This window comes from Pseudomonas sp. P42 (assembly GCF_017973755.1).
GTDB lineage: Bacteria > Pseudomonadota > Gammaproteobacteria > Pseudomonadales > Pseudomonadaceae > Aquipseudomonas > Aquipseudomonas iridis.
Genome location: NZ_JACOPU010000006.1, coordinates 196017 through 213166, shown reverse-complemented (window position 1 = coordinate 213166; position 17150 = coordinate 196017). Strand labels below are relative to the sequence as shown.

The following is a 17150-nucleotide window of genomic DNA, read 5'->3' as shown; positions in this document are numbered from 1 at the left end:
GTATCGCAAGGCAGTCGTCAAGGCTGAGGTCAAAGCCGGGTGTGAGGCTTTGGAACATTTGTGCAATGCAAAACGATGACCTGTCGTTATGTCTGAGCCTTGATTGGCCTGCGTCCAACTGCCGCAGCAAACAGCCATTGGAAAATTCTGCACAAGCCTTAGAATCCGCGCGCTCTTGCAGCCGCCAGATTTGGCGCCCGAGGCTTACCTGACGGGCTGGCCCCACCTCGGACTCAATCGCCCCTCCCGTTCTGCGAGCACTTGCACCCCACACACTTCGGCTTGGCAATCGCATGCGCAGAGGCGCGCGTTCTGCTGTTCGTTTTCTAGAGGTTTTTATGTCTGCGCGTTTGCTGGCCATGGCGCTGGCGCCCTTGCTTGGGCTGTTCATTGTTGCGCTGGGCAACGGTTTCATGTCATCCCTGACCACCCTTCGACTGGACGCTGCCGGTGCGTCGACCACGATGATCGGTCTCGTCTCTTCGGCCTACTTCATTGGTTTGACCCTGGGCGCCGTGTTCAATGACCGTTTGATTTTGCGCATCGGTCATATCCGCGCCTACGGCAGCTTTGCCTCGCTGATCGCGGTGACCATCCTGCTGCAAGGGTTGTTCTATGACACGTGGGGCTGGTTTGCCCTGCGCCTGATCAATGGCTGGGCCACGGTCGGTGTATTTCTGGTGATCGAAAGCTGGCTGTTGCTGGCAGGTGACGCGAAGATTCGCGGGCGCTTGCTCGCGTTGTACATGATCGTCTTGTACGGCGCCGGCGTGCTGGGCCAGGCAACGCTGGGGAGAATTACCGGTTTGAGCGACAGCGCACCGTTCATGGTCGCTGGCATGCTCGCCTCGTTGTCGGTGCTGCCGATCGTGATCCTGCCGCGAGTCTCGCCTCTGCTCGATCAAGTGGAGCCACTCAAGCCACGGCAATTGTTGGGCGTGACGCCGACCGGGCTGGTCGGTTGTTTCGGCTCGGGTATCACCATCGCGGCGATTTACACCTTGCTGCCGCTATACCTGCAACGCAGCGGTCTGGATGTCGGCGAAGTCGGTAGCATGATGGCCTGGACCATCCTCGGGGCGATGCTCCTGCAATACCCGGTCGGACGCTGGTCCGACCGCAAGGACCGCTTGCAGGTGCTGACCCTTCTGACCGTGGCGTGCAGCGCATTGTCGCTGGTGATCGTCGTACTGCCGTTGTCCTCGACCCTGCTCGCCGCGATGTTGTTTCTGCTCGGCGGCGGTGTGTTCGCGCTTTACCCGGTTGCCGTCAGCCACGCCGCCGATCGCGCCCCTGCCGAAGCGTTGGTGCCGATGATTCAGGGCTTGCTGCTGATCAACTCGCTGGGCTCGGCGATCAGTCCGATGATGATCTCGCCGGTGATGAATTCGTTCGGTGCCAATGGCCTGTTCTGGGTATTTGCGCTGGTCAATCTGTGCATGGTCACCTTCTTCCTGTGGCGACGTGGCAAACGCCCGGTTCCGGCCAATCCCGCGCCTTTCGCGGCGGCGGCGACCTTCTCGCCGACAGGTGCGGAGTTGCGGGTGACCGAAGATCTGCGTCAGGCGGTGCAGGATCATCCGCCGATGGTTGACGCGCTGAGCGGCGAGCCTTCGCCGCAATGTGAAGCACGCTAAGCTCATTTGCGTAATTCGATGAGCCCATTAGCGCCTTTTGCCTACACTCCTTGGCATTGATGTTTACCTCTGTGCCCAAGGAGTCACCTTATGTCCAAGCTCTACCCCAGTGTCGATCCCGAGGGGCTGGTCGAGTACTCAGTGGTCTACACCGACCGCTCGCTAAACCACATGTCGCAGTCCTTTCAAGGGGTGATGAAGAACATTTCCGCAACCCTTAAACAGGTCTACAACGCCGAGGCTGTTGCGGTGGTTCCGGGCAGCGGCACATTCGGCATGGAGGCGGTGGCGCGGCAGTTCGCCACTGGCCAGCAGTGCCTGGTGATCCGCAACGGCTGGTTCAGCTATCGCTGGAGCCAGATCCTTGAGATGGGCAACATTCCGGCCGCCACCACGGTACTCAAAGCCCGGCCAGTCGAAACCGGTCACCAAGCGGCCTATGCCCCGCCGCCTCTGGACGAAGTGCTGGCAGCCATTGCGGCGCAGAAGCCGCAAATAGTCTTCGCGCCCCATGTTGAAACTTCATCCGGGATCCTCCTGCCCGACGAGTACTTGCGGGCAGTCGGCGACGCCGTGCATGCGGTGGGCGGCCTGTTCGTGCTGGACTGCATCGCTTCAGGCACGATTTGGGTGGATATGCACAAATGCGCCGTCGACCTGTTGATCAGCGCACCGCAGAAAGGCTGGAGCGCCTCCCCTTGCTGCGCCCTGGTAATGCTCAGCGCTAGGGCCCTCGAGCGCATCGAACAGACGCAAAGCAGCAGCTTTGCCTGCGACCTGAAAAAGTGGCTGCAGATCATGCAAGCCTACGAACAGGGCGGACATGCCTACCATGCGACCATGCCCAGCGATGCCCTCGTGCGGTTCAACGACGTGATGAAAGAGACGCAAGCCTACGGTTTCGACAAAGTTCGCGACGAGCAACAGGCGCTGGGTGATCGGGTTCGGGCCCTGTTGACCGGTAAAGGCTTCAAAAGCGTGGCGGCTGCCGGCTTTCAGGCCCCTGGCGTCGTGGTGAGCTACACCGATGATGCCGACATCAAGAACGGCAAGAAATTTGCCCATTATGGTCTGCAGATCGCTGCCGGCGTACCGTTGCAATGCGACGAACCGGCCGACTTCCAGACCTTCCGCATCGGGCTGTTCGGCCTCGAGAAACTGCAAAATATCGAGCGTACGATCAATACGCTTGAGCAGGCAGTGGATGAGGTTATTTAGATACCCGGCCGTGTGCGTGAAGACCAATAGTCTCTTGGCAGAGGCTTGAACCGTGTGCTGGAACTCGTATGAACGGGTGGATGAGAGCAACTGTCTGACTACCCGACAATCAGATCCGACCAAGGGCGTTCGGCCGTTCAAACTGGCCACTAAGACCTATACTGCCGGAGCACTTTCGTCGAGGTGGCGACAAGTCGTTTCGCCCGGCCTCGGCCCTGCGCGTGCTGTCGTATGACCATGATGCTCGTGCAGTACGTACATCCACTCTCAAACAAAAGGAGAATTTCGCATGAATATGAACACGTTTTTGCTGGGAGCCACCACTTTACTGTTTGCCACCGTGGCCAGTGCTGACATTCCGCTACTCAACTACGACTGCCCGACCAATATCGCCGTGCATGCGGATCAGGGCGGGCCGGTGTACATCAATGGCAAGGAGGCCAAACTGAAGAAATTCAATAACAACGCCTATGAAGCCAAAGGCTCTGGCGTGACGATTTCCCTCACGCGCAATCCAGATGAGTCATGGGACGTATCCTATACCGGTAAAGGCGGGGCCAATGGGGTGTGCAAGCCAGCGACATCGGGCGCTGCGAGTGCTGCCGGTGGCGCCAGTGGCACATCTGCCACCAGCAAGGCAGAGAAAGCCTGCCTGGCCGAGGTGGCGAAGAAAACCGGTGTGGCCGTCAGCAAACTTTCGGTGACCGACGTCATGACCGCCGAAGCGGGAGTTGGCGTGACGATCAAGGTACCTGACGCGGACGCTCCTTGGTCGTGCCTGTCTGATGCCAGTGGCAAAGTCCAAGGTGCAAGTTATACCGGATCTGAAGGCAAACTCTGAGTTCTAGCCAAGCGCCTTCTGCTTGCGCGATCGGCATCCCAACAGGGCTTCGCCCTGCCGATCGCGCAACTCAGCGACGCCTTAATGCCCAGAGGGTAACGCACCCAACAGGGCGATAATGAAAAGCGTCCAGTCATTGAGTATATGAGCGCCCGTGGAGACCCAGATGTTTTTCGTCATGATGTAGGGCAGCAGCAGAACCAGCCGCGCGCTGCCGATGACAACGAAAGCCTGCACCATGTTCCAATCATAGGTCGGCAAGTGCGCCGCGCCGAATAGCAGGGCCGACAAGAGCCAAGCACCGATGATCGCACCCTTGCGTGACCAGTGCAGCCGCGCAAACAGGAACGTCATGATTGCGAGGAATGGCAAAATCGTCAGCACCTCCTCGCCCAATAGCTGCGGCAGCGTCTTGAGAAAGAAGAGCAAGTGCTCGACGGATGTTTGCGTCGCCAGCCCGGCGAAAACCGGGTTCGAGTGCATGCCTATGGTCTTCATGACCACCAGGCCGATGACCATGGTGACCACGATGTTGAGCAGCGCGAACAGTATCATCCACTTGATGTCGCGGATCGTGACCCTGCGGAACAATGCCCAGCAATGTTGCCGCGTGATCCATGCCAGCACCGCCAGCGGGATGGCGAAGAACAGGATTGCGGGAATGAATTGCCCAACGCTTCCCGCAAACAATGGCAACGGCGCTATTAGCACCAGGAACCCGGCCACCACCCCAAGCATTAACAGCAGCCATTGTTTGCCTGAAAGGCCCACGGGCTTGCCGTTGTAGTACGGGAAGTCGTCGTCGGGGTACTCCAGCCAACGGAAAAGCTGAACTGCCGCGGATTCGTCGGCACTGACCTGCTTGCAGTTATCCACGGGGAACCTCTCTGCGATGGAACTTCCATACTGCCATTCACCGTAGCAGTGCTGGGCCGAGTCGCAAGGCGTTTTCGCGCGCCGAGCAAAGACACCCCGCTGACAGAGACAACCAGCCCGATCTGCCGATGCTGGTTGGGAAATTGTCAGAAAAGCAGAGCGAGCGTGTCTATTTGCTTAGCGTCAGGTCGCCGGTGCGTCCGGAACATCTACAAGGTGTAAGAAACACCCACTTGAACGGTTCGCGGTTCACCAGGGTACGCGTACACATTGCCGAAGGCGCCTTCTTCATAGTCGCGGTCGAAGACATTCTTCACATCAAGGTTAAGCCTGACCTTGTCGTTGATCTTGTAGAAGCTGAGCAAATCGACAACGGTGTAACTGCCCATTGAAAACGCCGTATTAGCAGTCTGACCGGCACGTTCGTCAACGTACTTGCCGCCCATACCCAAACCCAATCCCTTCAGATTGCCATCCTGAAATTCATAAACGTTGAGCAGGCTGAAGCTGTTCTTCGGAATGTTCATCAGTCGTGTGCCCGACTGGATTACATTGTCCTTGGTGACTTCAGCGTCCACATAAGCATAACCGCCAATCACCCGCCACTCCGGGGTTACGTTGCCTGCCACGTTGAGATCAAAGCCACGGCTGCGCACCTCTCCAGCGGCCACGCTGAAAGTGGAGTCCACGGGATCGGTGGTGAGGACGTTTCGTTTTTCAATCTGGTAGATCGCTGCGTCGACGCTTAACTGGCGATCCAGCGCCTCCCATTTGATCCCCATCTCATAAGACTTACCCTTTTCCGGTTCAAAACCGCCGCCCTGCCGACTTGCTCCCGAATTGGGTTTGAATGAGCGTGCGGTATTGGCATACACCGCGACGGTATCGGTAAGGTCATAAAGCAAGCCAAGACGCGGAGTCACCGCATTGTCGCTTGCCTCCCAGCTTTTTCCGCCTGGTACATAGGTTTCATAGTCATGCTCGAAACGTTCGAAACGGGCACCCGCCAGAACTTTCAGGCGCTCGGTCAATGCCACTTGATCCTGGATGAAGGCGGCGTAGGTCTTGAGATTTTCCTTGTCGTGGGTCGGCGTACGGGTCAGGGCGGGACGCGCCTGACCATATACCGGATTGAAGATATCAATCGGGTAGGCACCTACCGCGCCACTGGAACGCTGGATGATGGACTTGTAGTCGTAATCCTCGTACTCGATTCCGGTCAACAGCGTGTGATCGAAGTCCCCGGTTGAAAAATGTCCGGTGAGGTTCAGTTGGGTGTCCTTGTCCGTCCACTCCAGTTTGCGATAGTTGAAGTTGCGCCCCAGCGTGCGCCCGTCGGCAGCGACGCCATTCGCTTCAATGGCGTTGCCCTGCAATGTGCCATCGAGCCATTGGAAACCACCGCCCAATGTCCAGTTATCGCTCAGTAGATGTTCGAAACGAAGCTGCGCCATGTTGTTGTCGTTGTGCAATTTGCCGACATCTTTTTCGCCAAAGAAGGTATCGCGAGACGCGGTACCGATCTGATTCGGATAACGCGTGACGCCACGATCCAGCGGGTGATTATTGCGCATGAAATCACCCTCGAAAATCACCTTGGTATCGTCGCTGGCCTGCCAGGAAATAACCGGCGTCACGCCATAGCGCTCGGTTTCAACATGATCGCGGAAGGTATCACCGCCCTCACCCACCACATTCAAGCGAAAGGCCAGGCGGCCTTCTTCGTCGATCGGGCCGGAAGCATCCAGCGTGCCACGCTTCATTCCCTGATCATCCAGTTGGCTGCCCAGGGTAACGGTGCGCTCCATCAGAGGTTGTTTGGAGACCACGTTGAACGTGCCACCTGGATCACCTCGGCCATAGAGAGTAGTGGCGGGGCCTCGCAGTACTTCAAGACGCTCGATGGTGTTCGCATCGGGCATGTTCGGATAACCACGGTTGATCGGGAAACCGTTGCGATAGAACTCGCCCGTGGTAAATCCACGCACTGTGAAAGTAGTCAGTCCCTGGCCTCCGAAGTTATTGGCCCGGCCTACCCCGCCGGCGTAATCAAGCGCGTCCTGAAGCCGAGTAGCGCCGATGTCTTCGACAGCGTCTTTGGTCACCACGCTCATTGACTGCGGGGTCTCGTGAATCGCCGTGTCGGTCCGTGTTGCGCTGGCAGAACGCGTTGCTCGGTAGCCCTTCACCGGCCCTTGGGCGGCTTCGTACTGCGCAGTACCGACGATGTCGGTCGCCTCCAACTCCAGAATGGTTGTATCGGATGTCGCCTGCTCCGCCCAGGAAGAAGCGGAAAACGCCTGAAGCACACAGATGGAAAGCAGAGTACGACGCATCGAGGAAACCTTGAGGAAATAGCCAAATGGGACGGCATACGCGCCAATAATTTGCGGGAAATAATATATGACATTTCCAGCATTTGATACGTATTCGCATTTGTATTTATCAATACCACTTGGTTGCGACGAACCCTCCCCCAGATGATCGAGCAACGACTCCTTCACAATGACGAGGCGTTCAGCGTTGCCTTTTGCCGCTGTCGTTTGGCTAACCAAAAGCAAAGGATGCTCCACAGCCCTGCCACGGGCACAATAAAAACGGCCACCAATCCAAACCCGGCGCCCACCGCCGTCAACCCAACAGACAGCCAGCCACTGGCGGCATCCCCGCCTCGATAAACCAGGGTCTCGATGACATTTTTGGCTTTGTATTTTTCCTCACGGCTGACCACGGTCCAGAGCACTTCCCGTGCCGGACGCACAACGGCAAATTCGATAGCGCGACGCAAACCCTGCGCCAGAGCCACCGTGGCCGGCACCGGAGCCAATGCCATGGCAGTGAAAGCCACAATGGTGGCCACGGGCAATGCAACCAGCGCCCCGCCGACGCCAACGAGGCGGATCAACGGCCCGGTCAGCAATAGTTGAAAGATCAGGGTCAGCGCCGACACGATCAGATCGACGACAGCAAAAAACTGCGTCCTGCTGGCCACGTCCGAGTAACTGCCGGCGACTATCCGACCCTGCTCGAAATACAGGAATGTGGCGGCGGTCGTGTGCAGCAGCATGAATAGCACCAGCCCCAGCAGATACGGTGAACGTGTGATCAGGGTGATGCCCGCAAGCATGCTGCCGCCCATCTTTCGTTCAGCCATTATCGGGCCGGCAGACTGCGTGTCAGTCCGGGACAGCAGGCCCCGATAGCATCGCACCGCCAATTCCAGCAGCACAGCGGCGGCAAAGGTCAACGCTATCGGGCCAAGCTTGGTTGCCATGGTCGCTGCCAGCAGAGGGCCGACGAACGTGCCCAGGGTTCCTCCCGCCGCAATAAAGCCGAACAGACGCAAACCCTGTTCGCTGGAAAACCGGTCGACCAGTACGCTCCAGAAAATCGAAACGATGAACAGGTTGTAGATGCTGATCCAGACGAAAAACACCTGCCCCACCTGGATCGGCGCAATCCTGTTGGCAATCAACACGCCAAACACCAGCATCGACAAGGCGATGAAGCGATAGATCAACGGCACAAAACGCGTGGCGGGCAGCCGCGATACCAGTGCACCGAACAGAGGAACCATCAGCAGCATCACCAAAAAAGTCGCGGTGAACAGCCACTGCAATTTGTCTGCACCACCCTCCAGCCCCAGCGCATCTCGCAATGGGCGCACGAGGTAGTAGCTCGCCAGAACGCAGAAATGGAAGGCGAAACCCAGCAACAGTGCGGCCCTTTCGCCAGGCAAGACGCTTGCCCACATGAGGTTTATCGCCCGCATCATCGCTTGGGACCTTTGATCATGTACAAACGGCTAGCGAAAGACATTGAATACTCTTCCGAGCAAGTCATAGGGTCTTCAGTCAACACGCAGTATGTGCACACTTCGGCAGTAGCATTAACAGAACACGGTCAGGCTTCCCCAATCAACCCTTCAACGTGCTTTATCGAACCCCTGCTGCAGCGGCGGGTCTGCTCGTATACAACTTCTCTGCTCGGAAATATTTCAATGCTCGCCCAACACACCCTTGTTCTGCTCGCGCGTTGCGGTTACGCCGCTCGCGGCGTTCTGTATCTGATCATTGGGATATTCGCGCTGCTGGCGGCTCAAGACGCCACGAAACCAAAAGACAGTCATAAAAGTCTCGAGGCACTGCTGAGCCAGCCATTTGGGTATGTCTTGATTGGATTGGTGGTGGCAGGTCTGCTCGCCTTCGCAGCGTGGCGCGTGTTGCAAGCTATTCGCGACGTTGATCATCACGGTACCGAATTCAAGGGGCTCGTCATTCGTGCAGGTTTGTTCGCGGGAGGTCTGGTCAATGGCGCGTTGGCGGTTTTTGCATTGGGCCTGCTCGTCAGTGGTGCTGGAAGCTCGGGTAACGCCGGGGATGGCAAAACGAAGGATTTGCTGGCGCATCTTTTGTCGTTCGAGCATTCGAACCTGCTGATCTACCTTGTTGCGCTAGTTCCGCTAGGTGTCGGCATTGCGCACATCATCAAAGGCTGGAAAGCGTCGTTCGAGAAGTACTTTGAAGCTGACGAAGACGTTATGCGCTATATCCGCCCGGTGTCGCGATTCGGACTGATTGCACGAGGCGTGGTGTTTATCGAGATTGCAGTGCTAATGGCGATCAGCGGCTCTCTTTACAAAGCCACGAATCCCCCGGGAATGAAGGAAGCCCTTGATGCTCTGCAAAGTATGCCTTTTGGCGGGTTGATTCTGATGGTGATGGCGTTGGGGTTGATCGCCTTCTCGGTTTACAGTTTCTCCGAAGGCGCCTGGCGCAAAATAAACATGGACGTGCCGGGCGTAGAGAAGCACTAGCGGCAAAGTGAATGCTGGTCGCAGGAAGTTGTAAGGGGAGCGCCCTTGTACGCATAACGCAATCAGCGTTCAGGGCGAAGCGTTCCATAGGACAGCGCAGCAAAACAGCAATTCCGTGTTCTACTTCGCGTTGCGGCTTCCCCATCACTCCTGTCTGGAACTCGCCCTCCTGACCAGGATCCATGCACATGCGACTGTCCGACTTCATCACCGCCAACCTCGAGCCGATTCTGCAGGACTGGGACGATTTTGCGCGAACGATTGAGACGCCCGGTGCACCGCTGGACACAGAAGCCCTGCGTGATCATGCCGAACAGATGCTCGACGCCATAGTGCTCGATCTACGAACTAAACAGACTGCAAAAGAACAACTGGCGAAGGCGCATGGCAATGCCCCGTCCAATGATCTGGAAACACCCGCTGAAACCCACGCGGTCACGCGGCTCATGGCAGGCTTCACGATCGATCAGATGGTCTCCGAATATCGCGCGCTCAGAGCCAGCGTACTCAACCAGTGGTCTAAACAGGTCAAGGCCGGCACGCCACTCGACATCGATGACATGACGAGATTTCATGAAGCAATCGACCAAGCCCTCGCCGAGTCAATTGCAAGCTATTCGCGAGCCGTTGAAGCGTCACGGAATCTCTTTCTGGGCATCCTTGGCCATGACCTGAGAACCCCGCTGGGCGCGATCTTGCTCGGCGCCGACATGTTGCGGCGCTCACAAGACATCGGCACCAAGGCCACGAAGATTTCCACGCAAATTTACACCAGCGTCAAGCGCGCCAGTCAGATTGTCGGTGACCTGCTGGATTTGACTCGTTGCCAGATGGGCCCCGGCATACCTGTTAAAACAGAGCGCCTGGATTTGTTGCCCTTGTGCGAGCGCATCGTTGATGAGCTGCGGGCGTTCTACCCGAGTGCCGCTATCCTCTTCGAGCCCAAAAGATCCTGTCATGGTGAATTCGATGGCGCACGGATGGAGCAGGTTCTTTCCAACCTGATCGGCAATGCCGTGCAGCATGGCGATAACCAACGGCCAGTAACCGTTTCTCTGGATACCGATGAGGAGCATGTGATTTTCACCGTGCATAACAGCGGTGAGCCCATTCCAGATGATGTGATGCCGTTCATCTTCAACCCGATGGGCCGTTTTTCTCAGCACTCGATCATCGACCATGACCCCAGTGAAGGCTTGGGGCTAGGGTTGTTTATTGCTTCAGAGATCGTTACATCGCACGGCGGCGTCATCGAGGTCACTTCGGATTCGCAAAGCGGTACCACCTTCGTCGTCACGGTTCCAAAGCTTCATCGCAAGCACAATGATTCCTGGCATCTGCAGCAAGTGACACTTACGACCCACCCCTCACATACTGATGTCGACCCCGTGCCTTAGCGGTGTACAACGCCTGATCGGCCACCTCGATCAAACCTTGCAGATGATCCAGTTCCGACCCCGTGGCGGTCGCAATCCCGATACTGACACTGACGCGTCCGAGCGGGCTGGCGGTGTGGGGGATGTTTGCTTGCTGCAAGCGGTCGATGATCAGTTGCGCCACTATTGCGGCGCCGTCGCTGTCGGTGTCAGGCATGATCACGGCCATCTCTTCACCGCCATATCGGGCCACCCGGTCCGACGGGCGCCGCACACATTCGTCCAGGATTCTGCCAACGGTTTGCAGACAGGCGTCTCCGGCAACATGCCCGAGTGAATCGTTGAACAGCTTGAAGTGGTCGATATCGATCATTAGCAACGCCAACGTCGTACCGTCACGTCGTGCGCGCCGGGCTTCCATGGCGAGGCTTTGATCAAAGCAGCGTCGATTGGCCAGGCCGGTCAGGGCATCTTTCATCGCCAGCAACTCCAGTTGCCGATTGGTTGAGAGCAACTGCTGCTGGGTTCCTCGCAACTGATCTTCTGCTCGGGTACGCCGACGGATATCCACAATCAGGAACCAGCCGATGAGGCCCGTGAGCCCCAGCAGCCCGGTTACCACCACCGCCGACAGCAACGCCTCCGTGCGCCACGCGGCGAGAGCTTCGCGCTTGCCGAGTGCCACCGTCGTTATCAGCGGCAGCCGGTCACTCTTGCGGAAAGCGTAGAGCCGCTCCACACCATCCAGGCTGGATGTAAACGACGCGGTGCCCACTGATCGATCCACCAGATACTTGGCATAGATGGGCGATTGGGAAAAGTTGCGGCCCATGTCCTGCTCGCGGAATGGATAACGAACCAGCAACGTACCATCGGTGTAGGACAACCCGATGGCGCCCTCCTGCCCCACGTCGATCTTTCCGAACAACCGAAGAAAGTTTTCGACGCCCAACGTGACCGCCACCACCCCGGCAAACTCTCCGCGCGCATCATTGAAGCGGCGGCTGAGGGTGATTACCCATTCCTGATTGGAGCGGCTCTGGATAGGCGGACCGATAAAGGTCTCACGGCTGGGATCGTCGCGATGATGAATGAAATAGGCCCGATCACGGCTGCTCGCCCCGGCCGGAATCGGTCGGTTGGAGGACATCAGCCAGCGTCCCTGATTGTCGTAAATCGCGATACCACTGAGCTGTGGCATCAACGGTTCCTGGCGGGTGATCAATGCACTCAGCCGCTGAATCTGCGCGGGGCCGCTACCTTCGATTTCCAGGCGCTCGACAAGCCCGAGTAAAAGCAGCGAGCTTTGGCGGACAATCCCCTCGGAGTAGGTAGAAAGCGCCTGGGTCAGGTTCAAGCCGTGGACATTCACTTCCTCGAGTGCTCGATCTCGAGAGGCCAATACTTTCCAGACCGTCAATGACGCAGAGAGCAACCGATCACGAACAGCAAAAGCACAACCAGGTGCGAATCACGCTTCACGTCATTACCTTCAGAAAAGTCCGGTTTTCCGTTCCCGCGACTATTGGGTCAGGGCAATAGCTGGGGCCATTCGTCCTCGTGTGACGCAAGGATACAAGTTGCGCTAAATCGTTGCAGTAACTGAATAGTGGGAGAAAAAGGTGCTGCGCATAAAAGTACTTTAATGGTCTGTTGTCCTCACCAGCCCTCCTGCTGACGCCGCCCGCCCCCTTGAACGAGCACGCCCGTTCGCCTCAACCGCCACGATCGGATACCATGCCGCCCGCCGGTTTCCAATTGGGATTAATAGGGAATCCGTGATGCGCCCAACGCATCAAACGGAACTGCCCCCGCAACTGTAGATGCTGAGCCTTAGTCCGAACTGCCACTGGGATTGCTCCCGGGAAGGCTGACGCAGGCGACGACGCATCAGTCAGGAGACCTGCCGGCCAAGCAACAATCACTAACCGGCGGGGTGTCCGGGAAGGACATCCTTGTGCGCGCGTCACTTCGGTGATCGGCCTGGCACTGCTTTTAAGGCAGTGTGAGCGATGTGTTTCCAGAACCTGCACCCTGGCTCCGTGTACGGTTCAAATGGAGATTGCATCATGCTGTTGCCTCGTTTTGTCGCCCTCGTCGTTGGCCTGGGTGTTGGCGCCCTCGCCCATGCTGCACCGACGCATTACCCCCTGACGATTGAAAACTGCGGCAGCACGCTGACCTTCGCGCAGGCCCCTGCCCGTGCGGTGACGATCGGCCAGGCCGGTACGGAAATGCTTTTTGCGCTCGGGCTGGCTGACAAAATGGTCGGCACATCGCTGTGGTTCAATGATGTGCTGGCGCAGTACAAGGCGAAAAACGACAACATCGAGCGCTTGGCCGATAACGAACCGAGTTTCGAATCGGTGATCGCCAAGCGTCCGCAACTGGTGGCTGTCGAGTTGGAATGGATGGTCGGGCCACAAGGCGCGGTCGGCACCCGCGAACAGTTTCACGAACTGAAGATTCCAACGTATCTGATGCCGTCTGACTGCGAGGCCAAGGACAATCTGGTCGGTTCCGACGGCACGCGTCTGGCGCCGTTTCGCATCGACAGCATCTATAAAAGCATCACCCAGTTCGGTGAGATTTTTGATGTCCAGGCGCGTGCGCAGCAGCTGAACACAGACCTCAAGGCGAGCCTCGCCAAGTCCATTGCCATGGCGAATGACAAGAACCCGAAAGACATCAGCGCGTTGGTCTGGTTTTCCAGTGCCAGTCTGGATATCGACCCGTACGTCGCCGGGCACAAGGGCGTTCCAGACTTCATGCTCAACACGCTGGGCGTGCGCAACGTCGTGGAGTCCGATGAGGAATGGCCAACCGTCGGCTGGGAAACCATCGCCAAAGCCAACCCGACGTTCCTGGTCATCGCACGCATGGATCGCCGGCGCTTCCCGGCTGATGACTACCTGAAGAAGCTGGAATTCCTGCGCAACGATCCCGTGACCCGCAACATGGACGCGGTGAAAAACAACCGCATCATTATTCTCGACGCCATGGCCATGCAGGCCAGCATACGCACATTCGACGGTATCGCCGCGCTGGCGAGCGCCATCAACGGATACGACCTGTCCAAATGACCGCGACGTTGATACGCACTTTGCTTGCACTGACGATCCTGCTTTTAGCGGTGATTGCGGGTGTGGCCATTGGTGAGACAACCATTGATCCCATCGTGGTGTTTCAGGTGCTGGCCAACAAACTGTGGGCGGCCGGGTATGTTCTTGATCCGATCGACGAAGGCATCGTCTGGAACTATCGCCTGACTCGCGCGCTGGTGGCTGCCGCTTGTGGCGCTGGCCTGGCGACTTGCGGGGTGATTCTGCAATCGCTGCTGCGCAACCCGTTGGCCGATCCGTATCTGCTGGGCATTTCCGCTGGTGCTTCTACGGGCGCGGTGATGGTCGCGTTGCTCGGGTTCGGCGCGGGGGCGATTTCCATGTCAGTTGGCGCGTTCGGCGGCGCTGTTGTGGCGTTCGCCGTGGTGGTTTTGCTCGGCCGCGCCGCTGGCTCACCGGGTAATACCGGCCAGATCATTTTGGCGGGGATCGCCGGCTCGCAGCTGTTCAATGCGCTCACGGCATTTCTGATCACCAAGTCGGCCAGTTCCGAACAGGCTCGCGGCATCATGTTCTGGATGCTCGGCAATCTCAGCGGCGTGCGCTGGCCATCGGTGTGGCTGGCGGTGCCGGTGGCGGTCATCGGGCTCGTTGTGTGCCTGTGGCATCGGCGTGCGCTGGACGCGTTTACCTTCGGTGTAGATTCAGCTGCTTCGCTGGGGATTCCGGTGCGTCGCGTGCAATTGCTGTTGATCAGTTGTGCCGCATTGGTGACGGCTGTGATGGTATCGATTGTCGGCTCGATCGGTTTCGTGGGTCTGGTCATTCCCCACGCTGTAAGGCTGTTGCTCGGCACTCGACACACGCGTCTGCTGCCAGCAAGTGCACTGGGTGGCGCGGTGTTTCTGATTGCTGCTGATGTTCTGTCGCGCACGCTCATTAAAGGCCAGGTGATCCCGGTCGGCGTGATTACCGCGCTGGTCGGTGCGCCGGTGTTCGCGCTGATCCTGATCGGCCGGAGGAATGCCCGATGAATGCGCTATCCCCGGCTGCCGGCGAATCGGTGCTGCAGTGCTGCGGCCTCGGCTTTGATATCCGCGATGCACGGTTGCTGCACGAGATCGATCTGGACATCCGCCGCGGCGAAACCCTTGGCCTTGTCGGCCCCAACGGTTCCGGCAAATCCACTTTGCTGAAATTACTCTGCGGCGTACGCGCGCCCAGTCGTGGCGACATCCATCTCCACGGCCAGCGCTTGAAGACGCTATCGCGTCGAACCATCGCGCAAACGCTGGCAGTGGTTGAGCAACAGGCGGACACCCTCGACGCGATCAGCGTGTTTGACGCAGTAGCGCTGGGTCGAACGCCCTGGTTGTCGGCGCTCAGTCCGTGGTCTGCCGAGGACGACGGCATCGTCGATCAGGCCTTGCGCGATGTTGACGCGGCGCATCTGCGCAATCGCTCCTGGCGCAGCCTTTCCGGTGGCGAGCGCCAGCGTGTGCACATCGCTCGCGCCCTCGCCCAGCGCCCGCAAATTCTGTTGCTGGACGAACCCACCAACCACTTGGATATCCAGCATCAACTGTCTATTTTGCATGTGGTTCAAGCGTTGCCGGTGACCACGGTGATTGCCCTGCACGATCTCAATCAGGCACTGACTTGTGATCGTTTGGCCGTACTGGAAAAGGGCCGACTCGTCGCCCTCGGCAAACCCCTTGAAGTGCTGACTGCGCAACGCCTGCTGGAAACGTTTGGTGTCCACGCGCACTACCTGACTGACCCGTTCGACGGCGCGCAGATCCTGCGATTGCGCTCTTCCTGAATGGTCAGTTTTGAATCCGGCAATCCATATGAGTCGTCTGCCAAACCGGGTCGGCATCCACGGCGATCACCTCAAAGCCACGCTTGAGCCAGAAATTGATCGCGCCCGGCAAAAATGGGTGCGTGTGCAGGTAGATCACATGAACCCCGGCACGTTCGGCTGACGACTTCAGTTCTTGGTAAAGCCCACTGGCCAATCCTGAGCGTCTGAACTCGGGAACGACAAACAGCCGCACCACTTCCACGACTTCGAGTTGCTGATAGTCGAGGTGCTCGAAGCGATCGTCATAGGGTAGATAGCCGATCGTGGCGACGATGCGGCCGTCATGACGGGCGAGCAGAAAACGTCCGGCGCCACTTATGTAAGTCTCTTCAAAATTCGCCAGATCTGGCGGGATTCCTGTGGCGCTCAGCTTCGGAAAAAGCTCAGCGCGAGCCTGCATGACAAAGTCGATGACCTCGGCCATTTCTGACCGGGCCACGGCCTCGATGTTGAATGTGGACACATGCCCTCCTTTGTTGACCATGGTTTTGACAAGACGATGAGCGATTAGCCCAGCGCCGTGTCGAGAAACATCATCACGCCGAACCCGAGCATCAGCCCCAGCGTCGCCGGTGTTTCGTGGCCATTGCGGTGCGTTTCGGGAATCACTTCGTGGGACACCACGAAAATCATCGCGCCAGCGGCAAGCCCCAGCGCAATCGGATAACCGAGGGCAAAGCTGCTGGAAATGCCCAGACCGACGACCGCGCCGATCGGCTCCATCAACCCCGATGCGATGGCAATCATCGCCGCGCGCAGCGCTGAAATACCGGTCACCCGCAAGGCCAGAGCCACCGCCAAGCCTTCGGGAATGTCCTGAATGGCAATGGCTGTTGTCAGGGGCAGGCCGACCTGCATGTCGCCATTGGCGAAACTGACGCCGATGGCCATGCCTTCCGGCAAGTTGTGCAAGGTAATCGCCAAGACGAACAACCAGACCCGATTGATGCGCTCGACTTGAGGCCCGCGCCGTCCACTCTCGGTATGTTCGTGAGGGACGAATCGGTCGAGTCCGATCATCAACGCCACCCCCAGGCCCAATCCCAGCACGACGATGCCGGCAGCCAGCAACGGGCTGCCGCTAAGCTCCCGAGCGGCTTCGATACCGGGAAGAATCAATGAAAACGAACTGGCGGCGAGCATCATGCCGGCGGCAAAGCCGAGCATGATGTCCTGCGTGCGAGCGGCGATGTCGCGCAGCGCAATGGCCGCTACGGCGCCCAGTGCGGTTGCACCAAATCCGGAAAGTCCGCCCAGTATGGCGAGTTGCAAGTTATCGCGGTTGGCATTCACCAAAGCACCGTAGCCGCTGACCAGCAACAGCACCGCCACCCCTGCCAGTACCAGCCAAAACATCATGCCCACCCAGCGTCGGTTTGACGGTTCGGTCGGCCTTGCAGACGCAACAGGTTGTGACATTGATCCTCCTGATTTTTCCAAGTTGGAACACCTCACGCCTG

The 17150-nt window shown here is 58.2% G+C and carries 12 protein-coding genes, 2 pseudogenes and 1 riboswitch; of the genes and pseudogenes, 8 read left to right on the top strand and 6 right to left on the bottom strand.

The window, feature by feature from the left end:
* Positions 1-338: 338 nt before the first annotated feature.
* From H8B20_RS20405 to H8B20_RS20395, 3 genes and pseudogenes are all read left to right on the top strand, one after another.
* A complete protein-coding gene (locus H8B20_RS20405) occupies positions 339-1637 on the top strand; it encodes an MFS transporter (RefSeq protein WP_210624366.1) in 1299 nt (432 codons plus the stop codon).
* 90 nt (positions 1638-1727) lie between these two features.
* Positions 1728-2855, top strand: a complete 1128-nt coding sequence (locus H8B20_RS20400; protein ID WP_210624365.1) for a pyridoxal-phosphate-dependent aminotransferase family protein — start codon at positions 1728-1730, stop codon at positions 2853-2855.
* Positions 2856-3150: 295 nt separating this feature from the next.
* Positions 3151-3435: pseudogene (locus H8B20_RS20395) on the top strand (hypothetical protein); the annotation flags it as partial.
* 342 nt (positions 3436-3777) lie between these two features.
* On the opposite strand, the gene H8B20_RS28150 reads toward H8B20_RS20395, so the two are convergent.
* The 3 genes from H8B20_RS28150 to H8B20_RS20380 form a co-directional block, all read right to left on the bottom strand.
* Complete coding sequence (locus H8B20_RS28150; RefSeq protein WP_210624364.1) at positions 3778-4572, bottom strand: CPBP family intramembrane glutamic endopeptidase; 795 nt, start codon at positions 4570-4572, stop codon at positions 3778-3780.
* 209 nt (positions 4573-4781) lie between these two features.
* On the bottom strand, positions 4782-6908 hold the full coding sequence (locus H8B20_RS20385) for a TonB-dependent siderophore receptor (protein WP_210624624.1): 2127 nt from the start codon (positions 6906-6908) through the stop codon (positions 4782-4784).
* A gap of 164 nt (positions 6909-7072) precedes the next feature.
* A complete protein-coding gene (locus H8B20_RS20380) occupies positions 7073-8347 on the bottom strand; it encodes an NTP/NDP exchange transporter (protein ID WP_210624363.1) in 1275 nt (424 codons plus the stop codon).
* A gap of 225 nt (positions 8348-8572) precedes the next feature.
* Here H8B20_RS20380 and H8B20_RS20375 point away from each other — a divergent pair, with 225 nt between their 5' ends.
* Positions 8573-9388 (top strand): DUF1206 domain-containing protein, encoded by an 816-nt coding sequence (locus H8B20_RS20375; protein ID WP_210624362.1) that lies wholly within the window; start codon positions 8573-8575, stop codon positions 9386-9388.
* Between the two features lie 188 nt (positions 9389-9576).
* Positions 9577-10785, top strand: a complete 1209-nt coding sequence (locus tag H8B20_RS20370) for a sensor histidine kinase (protein WP_210624361.1) — start codon at positions 9577-9579, stop codon at positions 10783-10785.
* On the opposite strand, the pseudogene H8B20_RS20365 reads toward H8B20_RS20370, so the two are convergent.
* Positions 10742-12246, bottom strand: a pseudogene (locus tag H8B20_RS20365) (GGDEF domain-containing protein). The gene H8B20_RS20370 and the pseudogene H8B20_RS20365 overlap by 44 nt on opposite strands.
* Before the next feature lie 250 nt (positions 12247-12496).
* Positions 12497-12689: riboswitch (cobalamin riboswitch) on the top strand.
* A gap of 144 nt (positions 12690-12833) precedes the next feature.
* Between H8B20_RS20365 and H8B20_RS20360 the strand changes: the two are divergent.
* From H8B20_RS20360 to H8B20_RS20350, 3 genes are read left to right on the top strand one after another with little or no spacing between them, the layout of a single operon-like run.
* Positions 12834-13847: an ABC transporter substrate-binding protein gene (locus tag H8B20_RS20360; RefSeq protein WP_210624360.1), complete on the top strand. Its 1014-nt coding sequence runs from the start codon at positions 12834-12836 to the stop codon at positions 13845-13847.
* On the top strand, positions 13844-14860 hold the full coding sequence (locus tag H8B20_RS20355) for a FecCD family ABC transporter permease (protein WP_042559102.1): 1017 nt from the start codon (positions 13844-13846) through the stop codon (positions 14858-14860). The genes H8B20_RS20360 and H8B20_RS20355 overlap by 4 nt, the downstream gene beginning before the upstream one ends.
* Complete coding sequence (locus H8B20_RS20350; protein ID WP_210624359.1) at positions 14857-15648, top strand: ABC transporter ATP-binding protein; 792 nt, start codon at positions 14857-14859, stop codon at positions 15646-15648. Before H8B20_RS20355 ends, H8B20_RS20350 begins: the two co-directional genes overlap by 4 nt.
* A 4-nt stretch (positions 15649-15652) precedes the next feature.
* Here the strand turns inward: H8B20_RS20350 and H8B20_RS20345 are convergent, their stop codons facing one another.
* Both H8B20_RS20345 and H8B20_RS20340 read right to left on the bottom strand, forming a co-directional pair.
* Complete coding sequence (locus tag H8B20_RS20345) at positions 15653-16114, bottom strand: GNAT family N-acetyltransferase (RefSeq protein WP_228732746.1); 462 nt, start codon at positions 16112-16114, stop codon at positions 15653-15655.
* A gap of 83 nt (positions 16115-16197) precedes the next feature.
* Positions 16198-17049, bottom strand: coding sequence for a ZIP family metal transporter (locus tag H8B20_RS20340; RefSeq protein ID WP_228732745.1), 852 nt, complete (start codon positions 17047-17049; stop codon positions 16198-16200).
* Between the last annotated feature and the right edge of the window lie 101 nt (positions 17050-17150).

Coding starts and splice junctions, on each gene's coding strand:
- H8B20_RS20375 (WP_210624362.1), top strand. CDS start 8,573: ATGCTCGCCCAACACACCCTTGTTCTGCTCGCGCGTTGCGGTTACGCC.
- H8B20_RS20370 (WP_210624361.1), top strand. CDS start 9,577: ATGCGACTGTCCGACTTCATCACCGCCAACCTCGAGCCGATTCTGCAG.
- H8B20_RS20385 (WP_210624624.1), bottom strand. CDS start 6,908: ATGCGTCGTACTCTGCTTTCCATCTGTGTGCTTCAGGCGTTTTCCGCT.
- H8B20_RS20400 (WP_210624365.1), top strand. CDS start 1,728: ATGTCCAAGCTCTACCCCAGTGTCGATCCCGAGGGGCTGGTCGAGTAC.
- H8B20_RS20360 (WP_210624360.1), top strand. CDS start 12,834: ATGCTGTTGCCTCGTTTTGTCGCCCTCGTCGTTGGCCTGGGTGTTGGC.
- H8B20_RS20350 (WP_210624359.1), top strand. CDS start 14,857: ATGAATGCGCTATCCCCGGCTGCCGGCGAATCGGTGCTGCAGTGCTGC.
- H8B20_RS20405 (WP_210624366.1), top strand. CDS start 339: ATGTCTGCGCGTTTGCTGGCCATGGCGCTGGCGCCCTTGCTTGGGCTG.
- H8B20_RS20340 (WP_228732745.1), bottom strand. CDS start 17,049: ATGATGTTTTGGCTGGTACTGGCAGGGGTGGCGGTGCTGTTGCTGGTC.
- H8B20_RS20355 (WP_042559102.1), top strand. CDS start 13,844: ATGACCGCGACGTTGATACGCACTTTGCTTGCACTGACGATCCTGCTT.
- H8B20_RS20380 (WP_210624363.1), bottom strand. CDS start 8,347: ATGATGCGGGCGATAAACCTCATGTGGGCAAGCGTCTTGCCTGGCGAA.
- H8B20_RS20345 (WP_228732746.1), bottom strand. CDS start 16,114: ATGGCCGAGGTCATCGACTTTGTCATGCAGGCTCGCGCTGAGCTTTTT.